The organism is Rhodococcus sp. P4_B6 (assembly GCF_056402215.1).
Genome location: NZ_JBFUHV010000004.1, coordinates 136,626 through 155,547, shown reverse-complemented (window position 1 = coordinate 155,547; position 18,922 = coordinate 136,626). Strand labels below are relative to the sequence as shown.

Annotated in this window: 17 protein-coding genes; 6 read left to right on the top strand and 11 right to left on the bottom strand. The window is 69.1% G+C overall.

Translation table 11 applies throughout. The features are described 5' to 3' along the window. Window positions 1-19: 19 nt before the first annotated feature. Window positions 20-493 (top strand): hypothetical protein, encoded by a 474-nt coding sequence (locus AC1DWT_RS03185; RefSeq protein WP_072946881.1) that lies wholly within the window; start codon window positions 20-22, stop codon window positions 491-493. Then, the gene (locus AC1DWT_RS03180) at window positions 490-1,869 is read left to right on the top strand and encodes a tripartite tricarboxylate transporter permease (protein ID WP_072946882.1); all 1,380 of its coding nucleotides are present in this window, start codon (window positions 490-492) and stop codon (window positions 1,867-1,869) included. The genes AC1DWT_RS03185 and AC1DWT_RS03180 overlap by 4 nt, the downstream gene beginning before the upstream one ends. 9 nt (window positions 1,870-1,878) lie before the next feature. Here the strand turns inward: AC1DWT_RS03180 and AC1DWT_RS03175 are convergent, their stop codons facing one another. Beyond that, window positions 1,879-2,577: a GntR family transcriptional regulator gene (locus AC1DWT_RS03175; protein WP_095863496.1), complete on the bottom strand. Its 699-nt coding sequence runs from the start codon at window positions 2,575-2,577 to the stop codon at window positions 1,879-1,881. A gap of 90 nt (window positions 2,578-2,667) precedes the next feature. Between AC1DWT_RS03175 and AC1DWT_RS03170 the strand changes: the two genes are divergently transcribed. Next, a complete protein-coding gene (locus AC1DWT_RS03170; protein ID WP_477919697.1) occupies window positions 2,668-3,783 on the top strand; it encodes an AbrB family transcriptional regulator in 1,116 nt (371 codons plus the stop codon). A 201-nt stretch (window positions 3,784-3,984) separates the two neighbouring features. Here the strand turns inward: AC1DWT_RS03170 and AC1DWT_RS03165 are convergent, their stop codons facing one another. Continuing rightward, window positions 3,985-4,473 (bottom strand): FBP domain-containing protein, encoded by a 489-nt coding sequence (locus tag AC1DWT_RS03165; protein ID WP_095863494.1) that lies wholly within the window; start codon window positions 4,471-4,473, stop codon window positions 3,985-3,987. Between the two features lie 142 nt (window positions 4,474-4,615). On the opposite strand from AC1DWT_RS03165, the gene AC1DWT_RS03160 reads away from it, so the two are divergent. From AC1DWT_RS03160 to ligD, 3 genes are all read left to right on the top strand, one after another. Continuing rightward, a complete protein-coding gene (locus AC1DWT_RS03160; RefSeq protein ID WP_477919694.1) occupies window positions 4,616-6,229 on the top strand; it encodes a serine/threonine-protein kinase in 1,614 nt (537 codons plus the stop codon). A gap of 92 nt (window positions 6,230-6,321) precedes the next feature. Further along, window positions 6,322-6,756 carry a PAS domain-containing protein gene (locus AC1DWT_RS03155; RefSeq protein ID WP_072946891.1) on the top strand — a complete coding sequence of 145 codons (435 nt, stop codon included), beginning with the start codon at window positions 6,322-6,324 and terminating at the stop codon, window positions 6,754-6,756. Window positions 6,757-6,893: 137 nt separating this feature from the next. Beyond that, a complete protein-coding gene (ligD, locus tag AC1DWT_RS03150) occupies window positions 6,894-7,865 on the top strand; it encodes a non-homologous end-joining DNA ligase (RefSeq protein ID WP_095863492.1) in 972 nt (323 codons plus the stop codon). Window positions 7,866-7,871: 6 nt separating this feature from the next. Here ligD and AC1DWT_RS03145 read toward each other — a convergent pair whose 3' ends face one another. The 9 genes from AC1DWT_RS03145 to AC1DWT_RS03105 form a co-directional block, all read right to left on the bottom strand. Continuing rightward, a complete protein-coding gene (locus AC1DWT_RS03145; protein ID WP_477919691.1) occupies window positions 7,872-9,632 on the bottom strand; it encodes an MOSC domain-containing protein in 1,761 nt (586 codons plus the stop codon). A 480-nt stretch (window positions 9,633-10,112) separates the two neighbouring features. Next, window positions 10,113-11,330 (bottom strand): vWA domain-containing protein, encoded by a 1,218-nt coding sequence (locus AC1DWT_RS03140; protein WP_387491951.1) that lies wholly within the window; start codon window positions 11,328-11,330, stop codon window positions 10,113-10,115. Beyond that, window positions 11,327-11,989 (bottom strand): SRPBCC family protein, encoded by a 663-nt coding sequence (locus AC1DWT_RS03135; protein WP_477919689.1) that lies wholly within the window; start codon window positions 11,987-11,989, stop codon window positions 11,327-11,329. Before AC1DWT_RS03135 ends, AC1DWT_RS03140 begins: the two co-directional genes overlap by 4 nt. 12 nt (window positions 11,990-12,001) lie before the next feature. Then, a complete protein-coding gene (locus AC1DWT_RS03130) occupies window positions 12,002-12,889 on the bottom strand; it encodes an AAA family ATPase (protein WP_072946900.1) in 888 nt (295 codons plus the stop codon). After that, on the bottom strand, window positions 12,886-13,773 hold the full coding sequence (locus AC1DWT_RS03125) for an XdhC family protein (RefSeq protein ID WP_477919686.1): 888 nt from the start codon (window positions 13,771-13,773) through the stop codon (window positions 12,886-12,888). The genes AC1DWT_RS03130 and AC1DWT_RS03125 overlap by 4 nt, the downstream gene beginning before the upstream one ends. A 31-nt stretch (window positions 13,774-13,804) precedes the next feature. Further along, complete coding sequence (locus AC1DWT_RS03120; RefSeq protein ID WP_095863488.1) at window positions 13,805-16,204, bottom strand: aerobic carbon-monoxide dehydrogenase large subunit; 2,400 nt, start codon at window positions 16,202-16,204, stop codon at window positions 13,805-13,807. Then, a complete protein-coding gene (locus AC1DWT_RS03115; RefSeq protein WP_095863487.1) occupies window positions 16,201-16,779 on the bottom strand; it encodes a (2Fe-2S)-binding protein in 579 nt (192 codons plus the stop codon). Before AC1DWT_RS03115 ends, AC1DWT_RS03120 begins: the two co-directional genes overlap by 4 nt. A gap of 2 nt (window positions 16,780-16,781) precedes the next feature. After that, window positions 16,782-17,687, bottom strand: a complete 906-nt coding sequence (locus tag AC1DWT_RS03110) for an FAD binding domain-containing protein (RefSeq protein ID WP_095863486.1) — start codon at window positions 17,685-17,687, stop codon at window positions 16,782-16,784. A gap of 75 nt (window positions 17,688-17,762) precedes the next feature. Beyond that, window positions 17,763-18,905: an XdhC family protein gene (locus tag AC1DWT_RS03105; protein WP_276137245.1), complete on the bottom strand. Its 1,143-nt coding sequence runs from the start codon at window positions 18,903-18,905 to the stop codon at window positions 17,763-17,765. Window positions 18,906-18,922 lie beyond the last annotated feature (17 nt).

Sequence of the window (18,922 nt, the reverse complement as noted above, 5' to 3'; positions counted from 1 at the left end):
TCACACGGAAGTACAGACGATGTCCATCGAAAGCCAGCCCGCCTCGCAGGCGCCCCCGCCCACCGACGATCAGATGCCTCGGCCTCGTTACCTCGAGGTGTGGGGCGACACGGTGGCCGGGCGAGATCTCGCCGTCTCCGTCGTCATCGGTCTCGTCGTGAGCGTCTGCGCGCTCCTCGGTGCCACCGCGTTCTTCAACTCCTTCGTCACGGATTCGTCTCTGGCAGACGCATATGCGCTTCTGGTCGGCATCGCCGCATGCCTCGTCGCGGGCGTCGTCAGCGGGAAACTGTTCCGCCCCAAGCGGAACATCGCCGTCGACTCGTCCGAGGGCGACAAGGTCGGCGACGTCATCCGGGTGCTGCAGGAGGAACGTCAGGGGCTGGGCTCGGTGTCCGACCTCCCCGCCCAGACCGTCCGGGAGTTGAAGGATCTCGACCTCTACGACCGGTTCGCCGAGGCGGAGACACACGGGACGGGCGGACGATCATGAGCGTGCTGTTCACCAACGACGTCCTCGTCGCGATCGCGCTCGGCGTCATCGGCGCCATCGTGTTCTCCCTGATCGGGCTGGTGTCCGGGACCGACGAGACGGCCACCATCGCCCCGCTGACGCTGCTGGTCATCCTGCTCGGCGCCCCGCCCGCGGCGGTGTTCACGTTCTTCCTCGCCGGCGCCGTCGCCAAGCACATGACCCACGCGGTGCCCACCACGTTGCTCGGCATCCCCGGCGACACGATGGCCGTGCCGCTGATGCGTGAGGCGCGGCTGCTGCGCAGCCTCGGTGTGCCGCACATCGCCCTGCGCAAGGCGATCTCGGGTGCGATCATCTCCGCGTTCATCGCCGTCCCCGTGGCGGTGCTGTTCGCCACCCTGCTCGCCCCGGTGGCGGACACCGTCCAGTCCGTGGCACCGTGGTTGTTCCTCGTCGCCGCCGTCGCGATCGCCTACACGTCGCCGGGCAAATGGTCCGGGGTGGCCGCGCTCGTGCCGTTCGTCGTCCTCGTCCTCGCGCTCAAATCGCTGACGAAGAGCTACGACGTCTCCCTGAACATCAGCTACTTCCTCGGCATTGCGGTCGGTCCCCTCATCGCGGATCTGTTCCTCGTGCTGGGTGCGTCCGGACGGAAGGACATGGCCCGGAAGGAACCGGCGACGGTGTGGCTCGCCCCGGAGATCAAGGGGTGGAACGGGTATTTCCCGAACCCGTTCCGGATGCTCGACCGCAAGCAGACGGCGCACGTCGCCGCGACCGCGACCGTCTCCAGCGCCACGTTCGTCTTCAGCCCGGTCGCCATGACCGTGCTCATGGGCGAGGTCGTCGGATCCCGGGTCAAGCACGGCTACCACCGGCTGACCTCGGTGATCGCCGCCCGCAACGGGACCACCGAATCGACGTACATCGCCGAAGCGCTCATTCCGCTCATCGCGTTCGGTCTGCCGCTCAGCCCGGTCGCGGCAGGGCCGGCCGCTCCCCTGTTCAACGCGCCACCGGTCTTCACCACCGACGACGGCACCGGGCAGATCCGCAACCTGTCCACGGCACTGACCAACTGGGAGTTCCTGCTCTACGGTCTCGGTGCCGTGGTGATCGCCGCGATCATCGCGTACCCGTTCGCGATGAACTTCGCCCACCGCGCGGCCACCCTGGTCGTCCGGTTCGTCAGCCACGAAGCGATCATCGCCACGTTCACCGGACTGGTCGTCGTCATCAGCGTCTGGGAGGGCGGCATCCTCGGGCTCGCCGTCACCCTCACGGTCGGACTCGTCGGCGGTCTGCTGTCGAGGGCGTTCAAGATCCACGCCGGTGTCCTGTTCATGGGGTACTACGTGGCGGTCCTCAGCGTCCCCGCCATCCTCGCGCTCTGACCGCCCCGGCTACGCGGTGACCAGGTCGATGGAGACACCGGATCCCTGCGGATCGACCACCGCCGCGAGAATGGTCCGCTGCGTCTGCGCCAGGTGCTCGGCGCAGGCTGCGGCAGCGGCCGCCCCGTCGCCGGAGAGGATCGCACGGCACATCGACAGATGCTCGGCCAGCGAGACGTCCAGGCGGCCGGGGCGGGAGTGGGCAATGTTGCGCAGCCGCTCGGTGTGCGGCCGGAGTTCGGCGATCGAGCGGGCCAGCTGCGCGTTCCGGGTGCGCGCGATGACCGCCTGGTCGTAGGTTTCCGTGAGTTCGTAGTAGCGATCGCGCCGGTCATCGGACGCACCCTCCTCGGAGATCGCCTCGAGTGCTTCCGCCACCTCTTCGAACTGCTGCCGGGCCGCGGAGTCCCGGGCGACGGTCTCGGCGACCATACGCGCCGCGGCCGCCTCGAGCAGGATGCGTAATTCGAAGAGGTCGCGGACGCTCTTGATCGAGATGGGAGAGACCCGTGCGCCCTGCCGGTCGACGAGCGAGACCAGCCCCTCCGCCTCGAGTCGCAGGAAGGCCTGACGGACTGGGGTACGAGACGCCGCGTACCGCGAGCCGACGTCGAGAGCACTCAGCGATTGCCCCGGCGACAGAACCCCGTTCAGGATATCCGCCCTGAGCTGCCCGTATACCTGTTCGCTCTTGCTCTCGCCCGCCATGCATACATTCTAACGTTCGCAATGGCATCGGCTAAGGTATACGTTAATGCACACCATCGAAGAACAGCATCCCGAAAAAGGCGCCCGATCGTGACCGACGTGCACACCCCCGAACGGACCGTGCCGACGCGCGCATCCCGACTGCGTCGCCACGGACTCCGATGGGCCGCACTGATCGCACTCTCGGCCGGCGGCTGGGCGCTCGGCGAGAGCATGGGACTCACGGCGGCCGGCCTTTTCGCGGCCCTGATAGTCGCGGCGGCCCTGGCCGTCGCCGGTTGGGGTCCGTCGCGTGTGCCCCGCCCGCTGGGCAAGCTTGCCCAGGGCGTGCTGGCCAGTGCGGTCGGGCTGATGGTGCACCGGGAGACGATCGCCGCCCTGGGCTCGCTGTGGGTGCCGGTGGTCTCGATCGCAGCCGCGACCCTGGTGATCAGCGTGGCGGCCGGCGCCCTCCTCGCGCTGCATCGTGACGTGGACGCGGTGACCGGATCCCTGGCCATGACGGCGGGCGGCGCCACCGGACTCGTCGCGATGGCCCGCGAACTCGGCGGCGACGACCGCATCGTCGCGGTGGTGCAATATCTGAGGGTGGCGCTCGTCGTGGTGTCGATGCCGATGATCGTCACGTTCGGGTTCCGCGCGGATACCGGTACGGGAACGGCGACGGCCACCGACGGCGGCGCCGAATGGTATGTGGCACTGCCATTCCTGGCGCTGTTCATCGTGGGCGGCACCGCTGTGGCGTCCCTTCTGCGACTGCCCGCCCCCGCGACGCTGGGGCCGCTGGCGGTGAGCGCCGGATTCGAACTCGGCGGCTGGAGCGACGCGGTCTCGGTCCCGCCGATACTGATGACCGCCGCGTTGATCCTCATCGGCTGGCAGGCCGGGCTCGCATTCGACCGGGCGAGCCTGCGGGCGATCGGACGGATCCTGCCGTACGCCGCGCTGCTCACCCTCCTGGTCGGGGCGRCGTGCGCAGGCCTGGGCATCCTTCTCGCCCACCTCACCGGCGCGAGCCTCCTCGAGGCCTATCTCGCCACCACCCCCGGCGGTCTGGCGGCGGTGCTGGCCGTGTCGGCCTCCACCTCCTCCAACGTCACGTTCGTCGCGGCCGCTCAGGTGCTGCGGCTGGTCATCATGCTCATCACCACCCCGATCATGGCGAAGGCATTCGCCCACTTCAGTTCTCGGCGACGGCGAGCGTAGCGGGATCCTCTCCGGACGAGGCGGTCCGGTCACGTCCGGGCCGTCTCGACCGGAGAGGAATCCCACACACCCCGGGTTCGGTTGCAGTGTCTCCGAACTCGGGGTGTGCCGGAGAGTGGTTTCTCGAATGTCGGCGCATGGCATCTACCTCTCATTCTCTTCGGCAGCCACCGGGCTGCAGGTTGGTGTGTCGGGGTTCGATCAGCCGTAGACGCGCGCGATGAAGGCGTCGAGGTTGTCGCGAACCCGCGCGATCCTCTCCTCCGGTTCGAGATCCTCGCGGTACTGCCTGCCGAGCGCGGGCGACTTCTTCCGGCGCGCGTACAGCGAGCAGGCGAGGTCGGCGCACATGTACGTGCCGATCGAGTTACCCCGGCGCCCGGACTCCCCCGACTTACGCGCGGTCATCAGCGAGACACCACCACTGGCATGCGTGGTCATACAGACCGTGCACATCTGCGCGCGGCGGTAACCGCCCGTCTCGTAGCGCAGCGCGACGCCGACCAGACGATCCTCCCGCGGTACGACGACATAACAGCGGCCGGGAAACGACGGGTCGCTCCAGCCGAGGAAGTCGAGATCCTCCCACGGCCGATCGTCCAGGTCACGAGGGACCGGTAGGCGCTTGGCGTCGCCCTTGGAGCAATTGATGAAGGACGACCTGATGTCGTGTTCGGTGACGGGTTCCATGACGAAGTGAACTCCTTCTGTCGACGGGTGGACAAAGCCACGTGACGATACGGACCGCGGCGGCGTCGGGCAACGGATTTTCGACGATCCAGAGTTCTGACGCTGCGTGTATCGTGCTGTTTCCGGCTTCGAGGGGATGGGAATGACGGCAGGCACACGGGTCGGCTCGCAGTTCGGGCATTACCATCTCAGGGCTCTGCTCGGCCGAGGCGGAATGGGTGAGGTGTACGAGGCGTACGACACCACCAAGGATCGCACCGTCGCACTCAAGATCCTCGACGTCGACCTCGCGAAAGACCCCACCTACCAGCAGCGGTTCCGCCGCGAATCGCATGCCGCGGCCCGGCTGCAGGAGCCGCACGTCATCCCCATCCACGACTGGGGCGAGATCGACGGTGTGCTCTACATCGACATGCGTCTGGTCGTCGGGCAGGATCTGCGGGCGCTGCTCCGCTCGCGTGGCCCGATGGGCCCCGCACATGCGGTCGCGGTCGTCGACCAGATCGCGGCGGCGCTCGACGCCGCCCACGCCGACGGTCTCATCCACCGCGACGTCAAGCCGGAGAACATCCTCGTCACGGCCGGTGAATTCGCGTACCTCGTCGACTTCGGTATCGCGCACTCGAGTTCCGATCTCCGCCTGACCACCCTCGGCAGCGCTGTCGGCTCCTACGCGTACATGGCGCCCGAGCGGTTCGACAACGCACCGGTCGATGCCCGCGCGGACGTCTATTCGCTGGCGTGCGTCCTCTACGAATGCCTCACGGGGTCCATTCCGTTCCCGTCCAACAGCATCAGCAGCGCGATCCGCGCGCACCTCACCACGCCGGTGCCCAGCCCCAGCTCGATCCGGCCCGAAGTGCCCGCCACGTTCGACGAGGTGATCGCCCGGGGTCTGGCCAAGGATCCCCGCGATCGGTACCGGACGGCAGGCGACTTCGCGGCGGCAGCCCGCTCCGCGTTGACCGCTCGCGAGCGGAAGGCCGAAACCGACATCGCGACCCGCCCGGAACCGTCGCCGGGCATGCGGTCCGAGCCGACCCGGGTCGACGACCGCGGGCGTCCACCCGTCTACCCGCCGACCGCGTTCCACAGCGGTCCGCCCGCTCCACCTCCGCCCTATTACCCGCCCACTCCCTACACCGCCCCGCCGCCTGCGCGACGGTCGGTGGCCGTGCCGGTGACGGTGACCGTGCTGGTGATCGCGTTGCTGGCACTCGCCGGGGTGGTCGGATGGCTCGTRCTGGACCGGAACAATCCGGACGACCCCGCGGTCACCGCGGCCGGCAGCAGTCAGGTGCGCCTTCCCGTCACGGAAGACGTCCCCGTCGCGACCACGAAGGCGGCTCCGGCGACGGTCCCGCCCGCCGCGACTCCGCCGAGAACTACGACGAGAACGACGACGGCGCCCGCGCCGCCGATCGTCGGCGAGGTGTCGGGCGCCGATCGGCAGGGCTTCCTGCCCCCGTCCGATGCACGATGCAACTACACCAACCCGGCGGTGTTCATCGGTCGCACCACGAAGTCCCTGGTCGTGGTCTGCGAGACGGGCGTGGGACGCTATTACTACCAGGGCGTGCGCATCAGTGACGGCGCCGCGATCTCCGTCGACGACCCGAGCCCCAGCGGTTCCGGCTTCGTCGCCACCGGCGACGGCGGCACCGAGTACCGGCTCACCCCGTCCGCCCTGACCATCGTCGGCGGCGACGGCAAGGTCCTCGCGACCGAACCGATGATCGAGTCCGCATACCGCTGAATCGCCCTCCGACGGATCCGAATGTCCTCCGAAGAATCGCCGTCTGCGGCGACAACGGGACGGGCGGTCGGAATCGGTGAGAGTATAGGGCTGTGAGCGCAGAGGCAGATCATGAGGAGAGACGTCGCCCGATCCCGGACACCCCGTTGGGCTACCTCGAGCAGCTACCCGCCCTCGTCCTGCTCGAGCGCCTCCCGGTTCCCGTCCTGGCGGTCGAGGACGACGGCACGGTCGTCCACGCGAACAGTGCGTTCGAGAGGATGCTGGGGCACCCCGTCGCGTCACTGCGCGGGCGTCCGGTGTCCGAACTCCTCGACCTGGACGAGACGTCGACGGGCGCCGCGGCGGTCGAACACCTCCGTGAGTCGGCGACCACCCCCGTCGACCTCGCACATCAGGACGGATCCCGGGTCCGCGCACTCGTCAGCAGGCCCATCCTCCGCCGGCAGGACGACCCGGTGACCCTCGTCTGCTTCCACGACGTCACCGAACAACTGTGGAACGGCGGCCGGGCCCCGGGGTTCTGACCTCGCCACAGTTGCACAGGCATGTGCCGGAATCCCGCGCAATTGCGCCCGCATCCGGCAAATCGCTGTGCACACACCGCGACGAGGATGGCCGCGAAACCACCCGGGCCCGATCTGCCGCGGGTTAGGTTTGCTCCATGGCGACCGGTAAGGACAAGTCACCCGCTGTCGAACTGGAGGTCGGCGACCGGACCGTGCGGATCTCGCACCCGGAGCGCGTCTACTTCCCCGCCACCGGCGCCACGAAACTGGACCTCGCGAACTACTACCTGAGCGTCGGCGACGGGATCGTGCGCGCACTGCGCGAACGCCCGTGCATGATGCACCGCTTCCCGGACGGTCTGAGCGGCGAGAAGGTGCACCAGAAGCGGTTGCCGCACGGTGCGCCGGACTGGGTGCAGACGGTCCGCGTGACGTTTCCGCGGTACAACCGCCACGCCGACGAACTGTGCGTCACGCACCCGGCGGACGTGATCTGGGCGGTGCAGATGTCCACGGTCGAGTTCCATCCGTGGAACTCGCGCCGCGCGGACGTCGAACGACCCGACGAGTGGCGGATCGACCTCGATCCGATGCCCGACTGTGGGTTCGACACGGTGCGGCGCGTCGCCGGGGTGGTGCACGAGGTGCTCGACGAATTGGGTGCGACGGGGTGGCCGAAGACGTCCGGCGGCAGCGGCATGCACGTCTACGTCCGGATCCGGCCCGACTGGGGATTCGGCGACGTCCGTCGGGCTGCGCTGGCCTTCGCCCGCGAGGTGGAGCGCAGGGCACCGAAGGACGTGACCACCACCTGGTGGCGGAAGGACCGGGACCCGCGCAAGTTGTTCGTCGACTACAACCAGAACGCCCGCGACCACACCATCGCCAGTGCGTATTCGGTGCGGGGTGTGCCCGACGCGACGGTGTCCACCCCGGTGACGTGGGACGAGATCGACGACGTGGACCCGCACGAGTTCACGATCGCCACCGTCCCCGAGCGGTTCGCGACACTCGGTGATCTGCACGCGGGAATCGACGACGCCGTGTTCTCACTCGAGCCGCTGCTGGAGTGGGCGGACCGCGACGAGGCCGAGGGTGAGTCGGATCCCGGTGGCGCGGAGGACTAGTCGGCGCTACAGGTCCAGCACCACGTCGTCCGCCGGTGTGGTGCAGCAGATGAGGGTGTTCCCGTCCGCGGCCGGTTCGATCGGTTCCGGGTCGTAGTCGACGGCCCCGGACAGCAGCACCGTTTCACAGGTGTGGCAGACGCCGGTGCGACACGACCAGCGTGTCGGCACGTCACACGCCTCGGCGAAGTCGAGGAGGGTTCCCCGCCCGGCGTCCCACGGCACGGTGAGCCCGCTGCGTGCGAACGAGACGGACGGACCCGCACCCTGCGGTCCGGACGGCGGATGGGGCGCCCGCGACGAACCCTCAACCACACCGGGATTGAGAGCTCCTTCCGCACCGAACGTTTCGATGTGAATCCGCGCGGGGTCGAGTCCGTCGGCGGCGAGCGCGGACCCGAGATCGGCCATGAACGATGCGGGCCCGCACAGATAGGCATCCGCGTCCGCGGGCAGACCGAGACTCGCAATCAGCTCCCCCGTGAGCCGGCCTGCCGTGGTGTAGTCGCCTCCCCTGCTGTCGGTTTCGGCAGGCCTGCTGTAGGCGATGTGCGAACGACTGCCCGGCAACCGGTCCAGGAGGTCGCGGCTCTCCTCGGCGAAGGGATGCTCGGATCCGTCACGGGCACCGTGCACCCACCACACCTGCCGCGACGAACCCGCTTCCACGAGTGCGTACAACATCGACAGCAGGGGTGTGACCCCCACGCCCGCGGACACGAGCACCACCGGCCTCACCTCGCCGTCCAGGAAGAACGTCCCTCGCGGGGCCGCCACCTCGAGGGTGTCACCGARGCGCACACGCGAGTGGACGTACCGGCCTGCGACGCCGTGCGGTTCCCGTTTCACACTGATCCGGTAGTCGGCTGCGCCGGGGCGATTCGACAGCGAATAGCTGCGGATCACYGGTTCTCGACTGGGGTCGGGGTGCAGGCGCAGTGTGATCGACTGCCCCGCCTGCCAGGACGGCAACGCCGATCCGTCGGGTGCGGCCAACGACAACGACAGGACGCGGCGGCTCTCCTCGTGAATCCCGGTCACCGTGAGCGAGCGGAACCCTGGCCACGCCGGCGGCGGGCTGCCTGCGGTCTTCGTCAGCCCGACGTTTCCGCCGGCACCCGAATCGACTCGGTCCAGAATGCTCTGCAGCGACTCCTTCCATCCGGGACTCAACGCCGGGATCCGCAACGCCCTTTCGAGTGCGTCGCGGGGGTGGCCTGGCAGGTACAGGAGCGCGTCGATCTCCGCGACGGGCACCGCTTCCGGGCCCGCGGCGACCTTCACGATGTCCTGCCCGGCCTCGACCTCTCCTTCCTCGATCACCCGGAGGTAGAAGCCTGGCCTGCGGTGGGACACGAGCAACGCCGCCATCTGCGGTTCGTTCATGCGCATACCCACCCGGTAGCACGTCACGCGGGGCTGGGTGACCTCGAAGACCGCGGTTCCGATCCGGTAGCGATCACCGATGCAGACCTCGTCGTCGGGCAGACCGTCGACGGTGAAGTTCTCGCCGAAATGCCCGGGTTCGAGATCGTCACGGCGGAGGTATTCGCGCCAGTGACGGTAGGACTCGGTCTGATAGACGAGCACGGCGCGGATCTCACCACCGTGTCCCCCGAGGTCGCCCTGGCCGTCACCGTCGATGTTGAGCCTCCGGACCGTCCGTGGGCCGTCCACGGGGCGCTTCCACACGCCGGTGTGGACCGTCCGTCCCCGCCAGGACACGTCCCGGGGCAACCCGACATTCAGTGAACTGAGCGTAGCCACGGCATTCGCCTCTTCTGGTCGGTACGACACGCGATCGGCCCCCGATCGATCATCTGTCATCCCATCCCGCGGATCAACGACTCGGCGTGCGACCGCAACGAGACACGCGCCCCGACCGTGCGGCCGGGGCGCGTGTCTCGCATGCCGAACCCKTCCCTACCGGGGCGGCGGGGGCGGTGGCGGCGGAGGCGGTGGGGGGTTGGGGTTGCAGAGTTGGCAGCCGTCGACCGGAGGTTTGGGAACGGGTGCGTGACAATCGTTCTGACAGGGTCTGGCGCCGGCGAACTCGGCGGTTCCCACCAACGAGATCGACAGGGCCGCGAGGATCGCCCCGATGGCCGCCACGATCCTGGCGGAAGTTCTGGTAGTCGACATTGTTCCTCCTGTGAGCTGAAGCACGGTGTGCAGCACCGTCGTTCGAGCATCCGGGAAGGACGCCACGACTGCCAGGCACCCTGGGGGTGGAGTCGGGCCACCCGCTCAGCCGAGGCGGCCGATCACGTCCAGCACGTCGCGCAGCGCGGACAGCGAATGCGCGGGGAGGAACGCGTCGCAGAACGGCAGCGCGGCCGCCATCGAACCGGCGAGCGGCCGGAAGCCGGGGTCACCGGCGCGGGGGTTGAGCCACACCAGGCGATGGGCGCGACGACGCACCCGGGTGAGGGCGTGCGCCAGGCGCTCCGGGTCGTCGCTGTCCCAGCCGTCGGACGCGATGACGACGAGTGCGCCGCGCAGCGCGTTGCCGTGCGGGGACGCGAGCAGTTCACTCACACTGCCCGCGATGTGGGTGCCCCCGAATCTGTCGACCACCTTCTCGTTCGCCCTGCGGACCGCGGTCTCGGCGCTGCGGTGGGCGAGCACGGGGGTCAGCCTCGTCAGCGACGTGGAGAACGCGAACACCTCCGGCCTGCCCGCGGTCTGCCGTTGCACCGCCGCCCGCATCAGATGGAGGTAGATCGCGGCGTACGGCTGCATCGACCGGCTCACGTCACACAGCATGACGATGCGGCGCGGGCGGTCCCGGGCGCGGCTCCGCGCGAGCACCACCGGCTCCCAGCCCGTCGCCCTCGACCGGTTCATGGTGGCCCGCAGGTCGATACGCCTGCCGCGGCGATGCACTTCGCGACGCCGGGTGCGGCGGGACGGCCACGCCGCGGTGGCCTGTTCCAGCCAGGCTCCGAGGAGCCGGAGATCGCGGGCGTCGAATCGGGCGAAGGGTTCGTCGGCGCGGGCCACGAGCCTGCTGGGCAGGGTGTCCGGCACCGCGGTGAGCGCGTCGTGAAGGCCGTCCTCGGCGTTGTCGACGCCGCCGGTCATCAGCGGTCGGGTCATCCACGGCACGCCCTCGACGTCCTGCGGGTCGCCGGGCCGGTCGCGGCCGTCGCGGACGGCGGCGAGGGCCGACTCCCGCCCGGCGGCGGTGCGCCGCGCATGCGGGTCCACCGACAGCAGCGCGTCCTCGAAGACCGCGGAGAACACCGCGTCGAACGACGCGAGGTCTTCGACGCGGTTGACGAGCGTCAGACGGGCCGACCAGTACAGCCGCGAACGTGAACCCGGCGGCGACAGGTGCAGCGCCTGCACGAACACCGCGGGGCCGCTCGCCGAGACCACGACGCCGCGGGCCCGCAACCGGGCCACGAGTGCCACGGCGAACGCGGCGAGATCGACACCCCGCAGGATGCCCGACGCGGTCATCGCCTGCGGCGGCCCACCACGAGGACGACCACGATTCCCGCGAGGACGGCAGCGAGGATCGGGGCGTACCGTYTCCACGCACCCGCACCGGACAGCGCCAGCAGGTCCAGCGGCGCCGGTTCGGCGGCGGGCCGTGCCACGGACAGCGCCGTGGTGCCGGCGGAGTCGGTGGCGGAACCCACTGATTCGGGTTCGGCCGCGGGCTGGTCGGCAGGCCCTCCGGAGAGTTTCGCTTCCAGCGATTCCGCGAACTGCCCCATGAGTTTCTCCGACACCTGCTGGATCATCCCGCTGCCGAACTGCGCCAGTTTGCCGACGATCTTCATGTCGGTGTCCACGGTGACGCGGGTGCCGTCGCCCGCCTCGTGCAACTGGGCGGTGATCGTCGCGGACGCATTGCCGGAACCACGCGAGTCCCGGCCGCGGGCGTCGATCACGGCGCGGTGCTCCTGCGCGTCACGTTCGACGAACGTGGCCTTGCCCTTGAACTCACTCGTCACCGGGCCGACCTTGACCTTCACCTTCCCCAGGTAGTCGTCGCCCTCCCGCCCGGTCATCTGCGCGCCGGGCAGCAGGGGGGCAACCTCCTCGAGGTCGCTGAGCACCTCCCACGCCTGCTCGATCGGGGCGCTGACGGTGAACTCGTTGGCGATCTTCATGGCGGAACCCTCTCATCCGGTGGCCAGGCCGCGCGCGTAGTCGACGAATGCGTCCTGAACCATTGTGCGGTCGTCCGGGGTCTTTGCGAGTGCACTCAGGCTCGAGATCGCGTCTTCGCGAACCAGATCGGCCACACCCAGCGCCGCGAGCGCGGACACCCAGTCGATCGTCTCCGCGATTCCGGGAGGCTTGTCGAGATCGAGGTCGCGGGCACGGCCGACGAATCGGGTGGCGTGCTCGATGAGGAGTTCGGACGCCACGGACACCGTGCGGCGCACGATCGCGGCCGCCCGCGCCGGCTCCGGATAGTCGATCCAGTGGTAGAGGCACCGCCTGCGCAGCGCGTCGTGGAGGTCGCGGCTGCGGTTGGACGTCAGCACGACGACGGGATGATGTTCGGCCGTGAACGTTCCCAGTTCCGGAACGGTCACCGACGCCTCCCCCAGGAACTCGAGGAGCAGGGCCTCGAACTCGTCGTCGGCCCGGTCGATCTCGTCGATCAGCAGCACGGGCGGGGTCGGTCCCCGATATCTCACACAGTGCAGGATCGGACGTTCCAGCAGGAACTCCTCGGTGAACAGATCGTCCTCGGTCAGGCCGTCGCCTCGCGACTCGGCCAGCCGGATGGTGAGCAGCTGCCGCTGATAGTTCCAGTCGTAGAGCGCCTCGTTCGCGGTGAGGCCTTCGTAGCACTGCAACCGGATCAGCGGCGCACCGAGAACGGTCGCCAGAGCCTTCGCCGCGGTGGTCTTGCCGACTCCGGGTTCGCCTTCGAGCAGCAGCGGACGGCGCAGGACCGCCCCGAGGTACAGCGCCGACGCGGTTCCGAGGTCCAGGAGATAGTCCTCGGCGTCGAACCGCCGGACCACGTCCGCCACATCCTCGAACCCTTCCGTCATACCGCTCCCGTCTCCTGCGCGAACGACGCCCGGCACCCCGGCCCGCAGAACCAGAAGTCGTGGCCGTCGCGCCGGAGGTGGACGGTGTCCGGTCCCACCACGACGCGCATCCCGCACACCGGATCGACCGCTTCCGCCACCGCCGCCCGCGAGGCCGAACCGTCCTCCGGCGCCCGCAGTCCCGCTCTCCGCAGCTGCTGCACCAACTCGGCCGCGATCGACACGGCGATCTCCGCCGACGTCCGCGCCCCGATGTCGAGGCCGACCGGGGTGTGCACCCGCGCCCGCTCGGACTCGGTGAGGTCCAGCATGTCGAGGATGGCTCCCCCGCGGGTCCGGCTGGCGACGAGCCCGACGTACCCGACGCCGGCGTCGAGCGCCGCGCGGATGACCTCCGCTTCGGGTCCGCCGTGGCCGGCGAGCACCACGGCCGTGGTGCCGGAGAACTGCCCGGCGTCGTCGTGCTCGACGGTGAACCCCAGCAGCTCCGCTATACCCGCCAGACACTGCGCGATCGGTGTGCTGCCGCAGATCCTGACGAGCGGCGGCGGCACCTGCGGCTCCAGGAAGATCTCCATGGCGCCGCCGGACAGGCACGGATTCACCACGACGGACGCGCCCGGCATCTCGGGGAACTGCACGGCCCCGTCGGGCAGGACCCGCAACAGCACGCTCTCGTTGCGCTCGAGCACACCCAGCGCGGCCGTGCGCACCGAATTCTGCGCGCACTGCCCGCCGACGAAACCCTCGATCGTCCCGTCCTGCAGGAGGATCGCCTCGTCGCCGGTGTGACTCGACGTCGGCGGTTGTGCCCGCACCACCGTCGCGTGGACGAACGGCCTGCGGTCGCGCACCAGTTGCGCCGCACGCTCTTTCAGATCCATCGGGCCTCCTCGCAGCCGACGGGGGCGACACTCAGATCGGGGGTGTCGCGCGGCCCTGCATGGCCTCCCACACCCGGGACGGGGTGAGCGGCATGTCGGCGTGCCGCACCCCGAACGGGGCGAGCGCGTCCACCACCGCGTTCACCACGGCCGCGGGCGATCCGACCGTCGCCGATTCGCCGATGCCCTTGGCGCCGATCGGGTGATGCGGCGACGGGGTGACGGTGAAGCCGGTCTCGAGTTTCGGAACCTCGAGCGCGGTGGGGATCAGGTAGTCCATCAGCGACCCGCCGAGGCAGTTGCCGTCCTCGTCGAATTCGATGATCTCCATCAGCGCCATGCCGATGCCGTCGACGATGCCGCCGTGGACCTGCCCCTCGATGATCATCGGGTTGATGCGGGTGCCGCAGTCGTCGACGGCGAGGAACCGCCGTACCTTCACCACGGCGGTGCCGGGATCGACGTCGACGACGCAGAAGTACGCGCCGTACGGGTACGTCAGATTCTCGGGGTTGTAGCAGATCTGCGCCTCGAGTCCGCCTTCGATGCCCTCCGGCAGGTCGCCTGCGCCGTGTGCCCGCATCGCGATGTCCTGGATGGTCACCTTCGCCGACGGATCGCCCTTCACATGGAATTCGCCCTTCTCCCACTCCAGATCCGCGACCGAGGCCTCGAGCATCCCGGACGCGATGATCTTCGCCTTGTCCCGCACCTTGCGGGCGACCAGCGCGGCCGCCGCCCCGGACACCGGCGTCGACCTGCTGCCGTACGTGCCGAGCCCGAACGGCGTGTTGTCGGTGTCGCCGTGCACCACGTCGATGTCGTCCGGCGGGATGCCGAGTTCCTCCGCCACGATCTGCGCGAACGTCGTCTCGTGGCCCTGCCCCTGGGTCTGCACCGACAACCGGACGACGGCCTTCCCCGTGGGATGGACCCGCAGTTCGCACCCGTCGGCCATGCCCAGACCCAGGATGTCCATGTCCTTGCGGGGGCCGGCACCGACGGCTTCGGTGAAGAACGCCATGCCGATTCCCATCAGCTCACCACGGTCGCGGCGTTCCTTCTGCTCCTCCCGCAGATGGTCGTAGCCGATCATGTCCATGGCCTTGCGCATGGTGGTCTCGTAGTCGCCCGAGTCGTACACCCACCCGGTCTTACTGGTGTACGGGAACTGTTCCGGCCTCAGCAGATTCTTCAGCCGCAGTTCCGCCGGATCCATCTTCAGGTCGAATGCCAGGCAGTCGACGAGCCGCTCGACCAGATACACGGCCTCGGTGATGCGGAACGAGCAGGCGTACGCCACGCCGCCGGGCGCCTTGTTCGTGTAGACCGCCGTCATCGCGCAGTGCGCGGCCTCGATGTCGTAGCTGCCGGTGAAGACGCCGAAGAAACCGGCCGGGTATTTGATGGGCGCCGCCGTGCCGTTGAACGCCCCGTGGTCGGCCAGCACCTTCGTGCGGATCGCGAGCATCTTGCCCTCCGCGGTGGCCGCGATCTCGCCGACCATGATGTAGTCGCGGGCGAACCCGGTGCTCATCAGGTTCTCGCTGCGATCCTCCATCCATTTCACCGGTTTGCCCGTCACGAGCGACGCGACGATCGCGCACACGTATCCCGGGTAGATCGGCACCTTGTTGCCGAATCCGCCGCCGATGTCCGGGGACACCACCCGGATCTTGTGCTCCGGGATTCCCGAGACGAGGGCGTAGACCGTCCGGTGCGCGTGCGGGGCCTGTGAGGTGGTGTACAGGGTGAGCTTGCCGGACACCCGGTCGATGTCGGCGATCGCACCGCACGTCTCCATCGGCGCCGGATGCACCCGGGGATAGACGATCTCCTGCTTCACCACCACGTCCGCCTTCGCGAACACGGCCTCGGTCGCGGCGGCATCGCCTGTCTCCCAGTCGAAGCAGTGATTGTCCGTCTTGCCGTCGAGGTCGTCGCGGATCACCGGCGCATCGGGCGACAGCGCCGCGCGGGCGTCGACGACGGGATCGAGCATGTCGTATTCGACGTCGATCAGTTCCAGCGCGTCCCGGGCCGAATAGCGGTCCTCGGCGATGACGAACGCGACCTCCTGGCCCTGGAAACGCACCTTGTCGGTGGCCAGCACGGCCTGCACGTCGTTGGACAGCGTCGGCATCCACGCGAGGTTCTTCGCGGCGAGGTCGGCGCCCGTCACCACCGCCGTCACCTTCGGATGTTCCTGCGCCGCAGTGGTATCGATGCTCACGATGCGCGCGTGCGCGACCGGTGACCGCAGGATCGCCAGGTGCAGCATGCCGGGGAGGGTGATGTCGTCGACGTAATTTCCGAGCCCCCGGATGAAGCGGGGGTCCTCCTTGCGGAGCATGCGACCGTGGCCGCACGGTTTCTTGTCGTTGTCCACGACGGCGTCGCCCGAGGGCGGACGCGATTCGACGGTGGTCATGACGCACTTCCCACGTGCTCTTCGACTGTCTTCGGCGTGCCCTCGGCGCCCCGCGTCGTGTCCTCCTGGACGTCCGCGTCGAAGTCGCCTGCCGGTTCGGGCTCGGCGGCTTCACCGGCCCTGTGGTCCGCCGCCCACTGGATCGAGCGCACGATCGTGGTGTACCCGGTGCAGCGGCAGATCTGCCCGGAAATCGCTTCCCGGATGGTGGCCTCGTCCGGGCTCTCCTCGCGGTCGAGCAGTGCCCGCGCCGTCATCATCATGCCGGGCGTGCAGAACCCGCACTGCAGTCCGTGACACTGCATGAAGCCCTGCTGGACGGGATCGAGTTCGCCGTCGTGTTCGAGGCCCTCGACCGTGCGGACGTCGTGCCCGCCGGCCATCGCGGCGAGCATCGTGCACGACTTCACCGGATCGCCGTCGACGGTGACGACGCACGTGCCGCAGTTGCTGGTGTCGCAGCCCCAGTGGGTCCCGGTCAGGCCCAGCTGGTCGCGGAGGAAGTGGACGAGCAGCATGCGCGGTTCCACCTCGGCGGTCACTGCTTCACCGTTGACGGTCATGTTCACCTGCATGGCTATGCCTCTTCTCCGGTCGGCTCGTGCTCCACGTCACTGCGGAGCACCCGGTCGACCGCTGTACGGAGTGTGCGGATCGTGAGTTCGGATGCGAGATGACGTTTGTAGTCGACGGTGCCGCGGGCGTCGCCGACCGGCGAGCAGACCTGCGCGGCCATCCGCCCGGCCTGGGCGAACGCCTCCTCGGACGGGGGGCGTCCGGTCAGGTAGTCGGCGATGTCCGCGAGCCCGGAGGGGTCGGGGTCGACCGCGGTCAGGCCGACGGCGGCCCGGGCGATCTCGCCGCCCTCCACGGTGACGGCCGCTCCTGCCGCGGTGACCGCCCAATCGCCGGTTCGCCGTTCGACCTTGGCGTAGGCGCTGGAGCTGTGGCCGTGGACGGGTATCACGATCTCGATGAGCATCTCGTTGTGCGCGAGCGCCGTCTCGTACGGTCCGACCATGAACTCGGACATGGGGATCTCGCGGCGTCCGCCGGGTCCCTGCACCACGCACGTGGCGCCGAGGACACCGCAGACCGTCGTGAGGTCCTCGGCCGGGTCCGCCTGGCACAGCGATCCGCCGATGGTTCCGCGGTTGCGGACCACCGGGTCTGCGATCACCTTCTCCGCGTCGCGGAAGAGGGGAAACGCCGCCGCGAGTTCGTCCGATTCGAGAAGCCGGCGATGCCGGGTCATCGAACCGATCCGCAGCCTTGACCGCTCGGTCGTGATGTATCCGAGTTCGCCCTCGAGGTCGTTGATGTCGATGAGGTACTCGGGATTGGCGAGACGAAGTTTCATCATGGGGAGCAGGCTGTGGCCGCCTGCCACGAGGCGGGCTTCGTCGCCCAGCCGGTCGAGCAGGGCGATCGCGTCGTCGACGCCCGTTGCACGCTCGTATTCGAAGGATCCTGGTACTTGCATTGTGACCTACCTCACAAATGTGGATCCTTTCAGCCTCCGCAAGAACCGGTGGTCCGTCAACCCCGGTGAACCGCCCTATTCGACGAGGGAATCCACCGGTTCCTCGTGGTGGATGCGGCCGCTCGACTCCGCCAGCGGGCGCCCAGTGCCACCCCACCGGCAGGCGATGATCTCGGCGGCGATGGACACCGCCGTCTCCTCCGGGGTGCGGGCGCCGATGTCCAGGCCGATGGGGCTCGACAGCCGGTCGAGTTCGGTGTCGGTCAGACCCGCCTCGCGGAGGCGTTCGCGCCGGTCCAGGTCGGTTCTGCGTGATCCCATGGCACCAATGAACGCGACGTCCGGGAGGCGCAGCGCCGCCTCGAGGAGAGGGACGTCGAACTTCGGGTCGTGGGTGAGTACGCAGATCACGGTCCGGCCGTCGATGGCACCGGCCTCGGCCTGGCCGGCCAGGTACCGGTGCGGCCAGTCCACCACCACCTCGTCCGCGGTCGGGAACCGCGCGTGCGTCGCGAACACCGGCCGGGCGTCGCAGACCGTCACCCGGTATCCCATGAAGGCGCCCTGCCTCGCCACCGCGGCGGCGAAGTCGATGGCCCCGAACACGAGCATGCGCGGCCGCGGCGCATAGCTGGCGACGAACACCTCCATTCCCTCGCCACGACGCTGACCGTCGGTGCCGTACGTCAGCACCGTGCTGCCGCCGGCCGCGAGGAGACCCCGGGCGTCGTCGGTGACGGCGGAATCGGCGCGGTCCGAACCGAGGGCACCGCTCACGTCCTCGGGCCGGACGATCAGCCGGCGACCCACCCGGGTGGCATCGGGATGCGCCACGACGGTGGCGACCGCGACCGGCCGGTGGTTCTCGATGTCGCGGACGATCTCACCGAGTTCCGGAAAATTGTCCCGCGAGACGGGCTCGACGAAGATGTCGATGATTCCACCGCAGGTGAGACCCACCTCGAACGCATTCTCGTCGCTGATCCCGTACCGCTGCAGCACCGGCGTCCCCGTCGCCGCGACCTCGGTCGCGAGTTCGTAGACCGCCCCCTCGACGCATCCGCCCGACACCGAACCGGACGCGCTGCCGTCGGGTGCCACGACCATGGACGCCCCCGCCGGCCGCGGTGCGGAGCGGAACGTGCGGACCACCGTTCCGACGCCCGCCGTTCCGCCCGCCGTCCACACCGCCATCAGGTCTGCCAGCACGTCGCGCATCAGCACCCTTCCCGCTC

Coding starts and splice junctions, on each gene's coding strand:
- AC1DWT_RS03185 (WP_072946881.1), top strand. CDS start 20: ATGTCCATCGAAAGCCAGCCCGCCTCGCAGGCGCCCCCGCCCACCGAC.
- AC1DWT_RS03180 (WP_072946882.1), top strand. CDS start 490: ATGAGCGTGCTGTTCACCAACGACGTCCTCGTCGCGATCGCGCTCGGC.
- AC1DWT_RS03175 (WP_095863496.1), bottom strand. CDS start 2,577: ATGGCGGGCGAGAGCAAGAGCGAACAGGTATACGGGCAGCTCAGGGCG.
- AC1DWT_RS03165 (WP_095863494.1), bottom strand. CDS start 4,473: ATGGAACCCGTCACCGAACACGACATCAGGTCGTCCTTCATCAATTGC.
- ligD (WP_095863492.1), top strand. CDS start 6,894: ATGGCGACCGGTAAGGACAAGTCACCCGCTGTCGAACTGGAGGTCGGC.
- AC1DWT_RS03140 (WP_387491951.1), bottom strand. CDS start 11,330: ATGACCGCGTCGGGCATCCTGCGGGGTGTCGATCTCGCCGCGTTCGCC.
- AC1DWT_RS03130 (WP_072946900.1), bottom strand. CDS start 12,889: ATGACGGAAGGGTTCGAGGATGTGGCGGACGTGGTCCGGCGGTTCGAC.
- AC1DWT_RS03125 (WP_477919686.1), bottom strand. CDS start 13,773: ATGGATCTGAAAGAGCGTGCGGCGCAACTGGTGCGCGACCGCAGGCCG.
- AC1DWT_RS03120 (WP_095863488.1), bottom strand. CDS start 16,204: ATGACCACCGTCGAATCGCGTCCGCCCTCGGGCGACGCCGTCGTGGAC.
- AC1DWT_RS03115 (WP_095863487.1), bottom strand. CDS start 16,779: ATGCAGGTGAACATGACCGTCAACGGTGAAGCAGTGACCGCCGAGGTG.
- AC1DWT_RS03110 (WP_095863486.1), bottom strand. CDS start 17,687: ATGCAAGTACCAGGATCCTTCGAATACGAGCGTGCAACGGGCGTCGAC.
- AC1DWT_RS03105 (WP_276137245.1), bottom strand. CDS start 18,905: ATGCGCGACGTGCTGGCAGACCTGATGGCGGTGTGGACGGCGGGCGGA.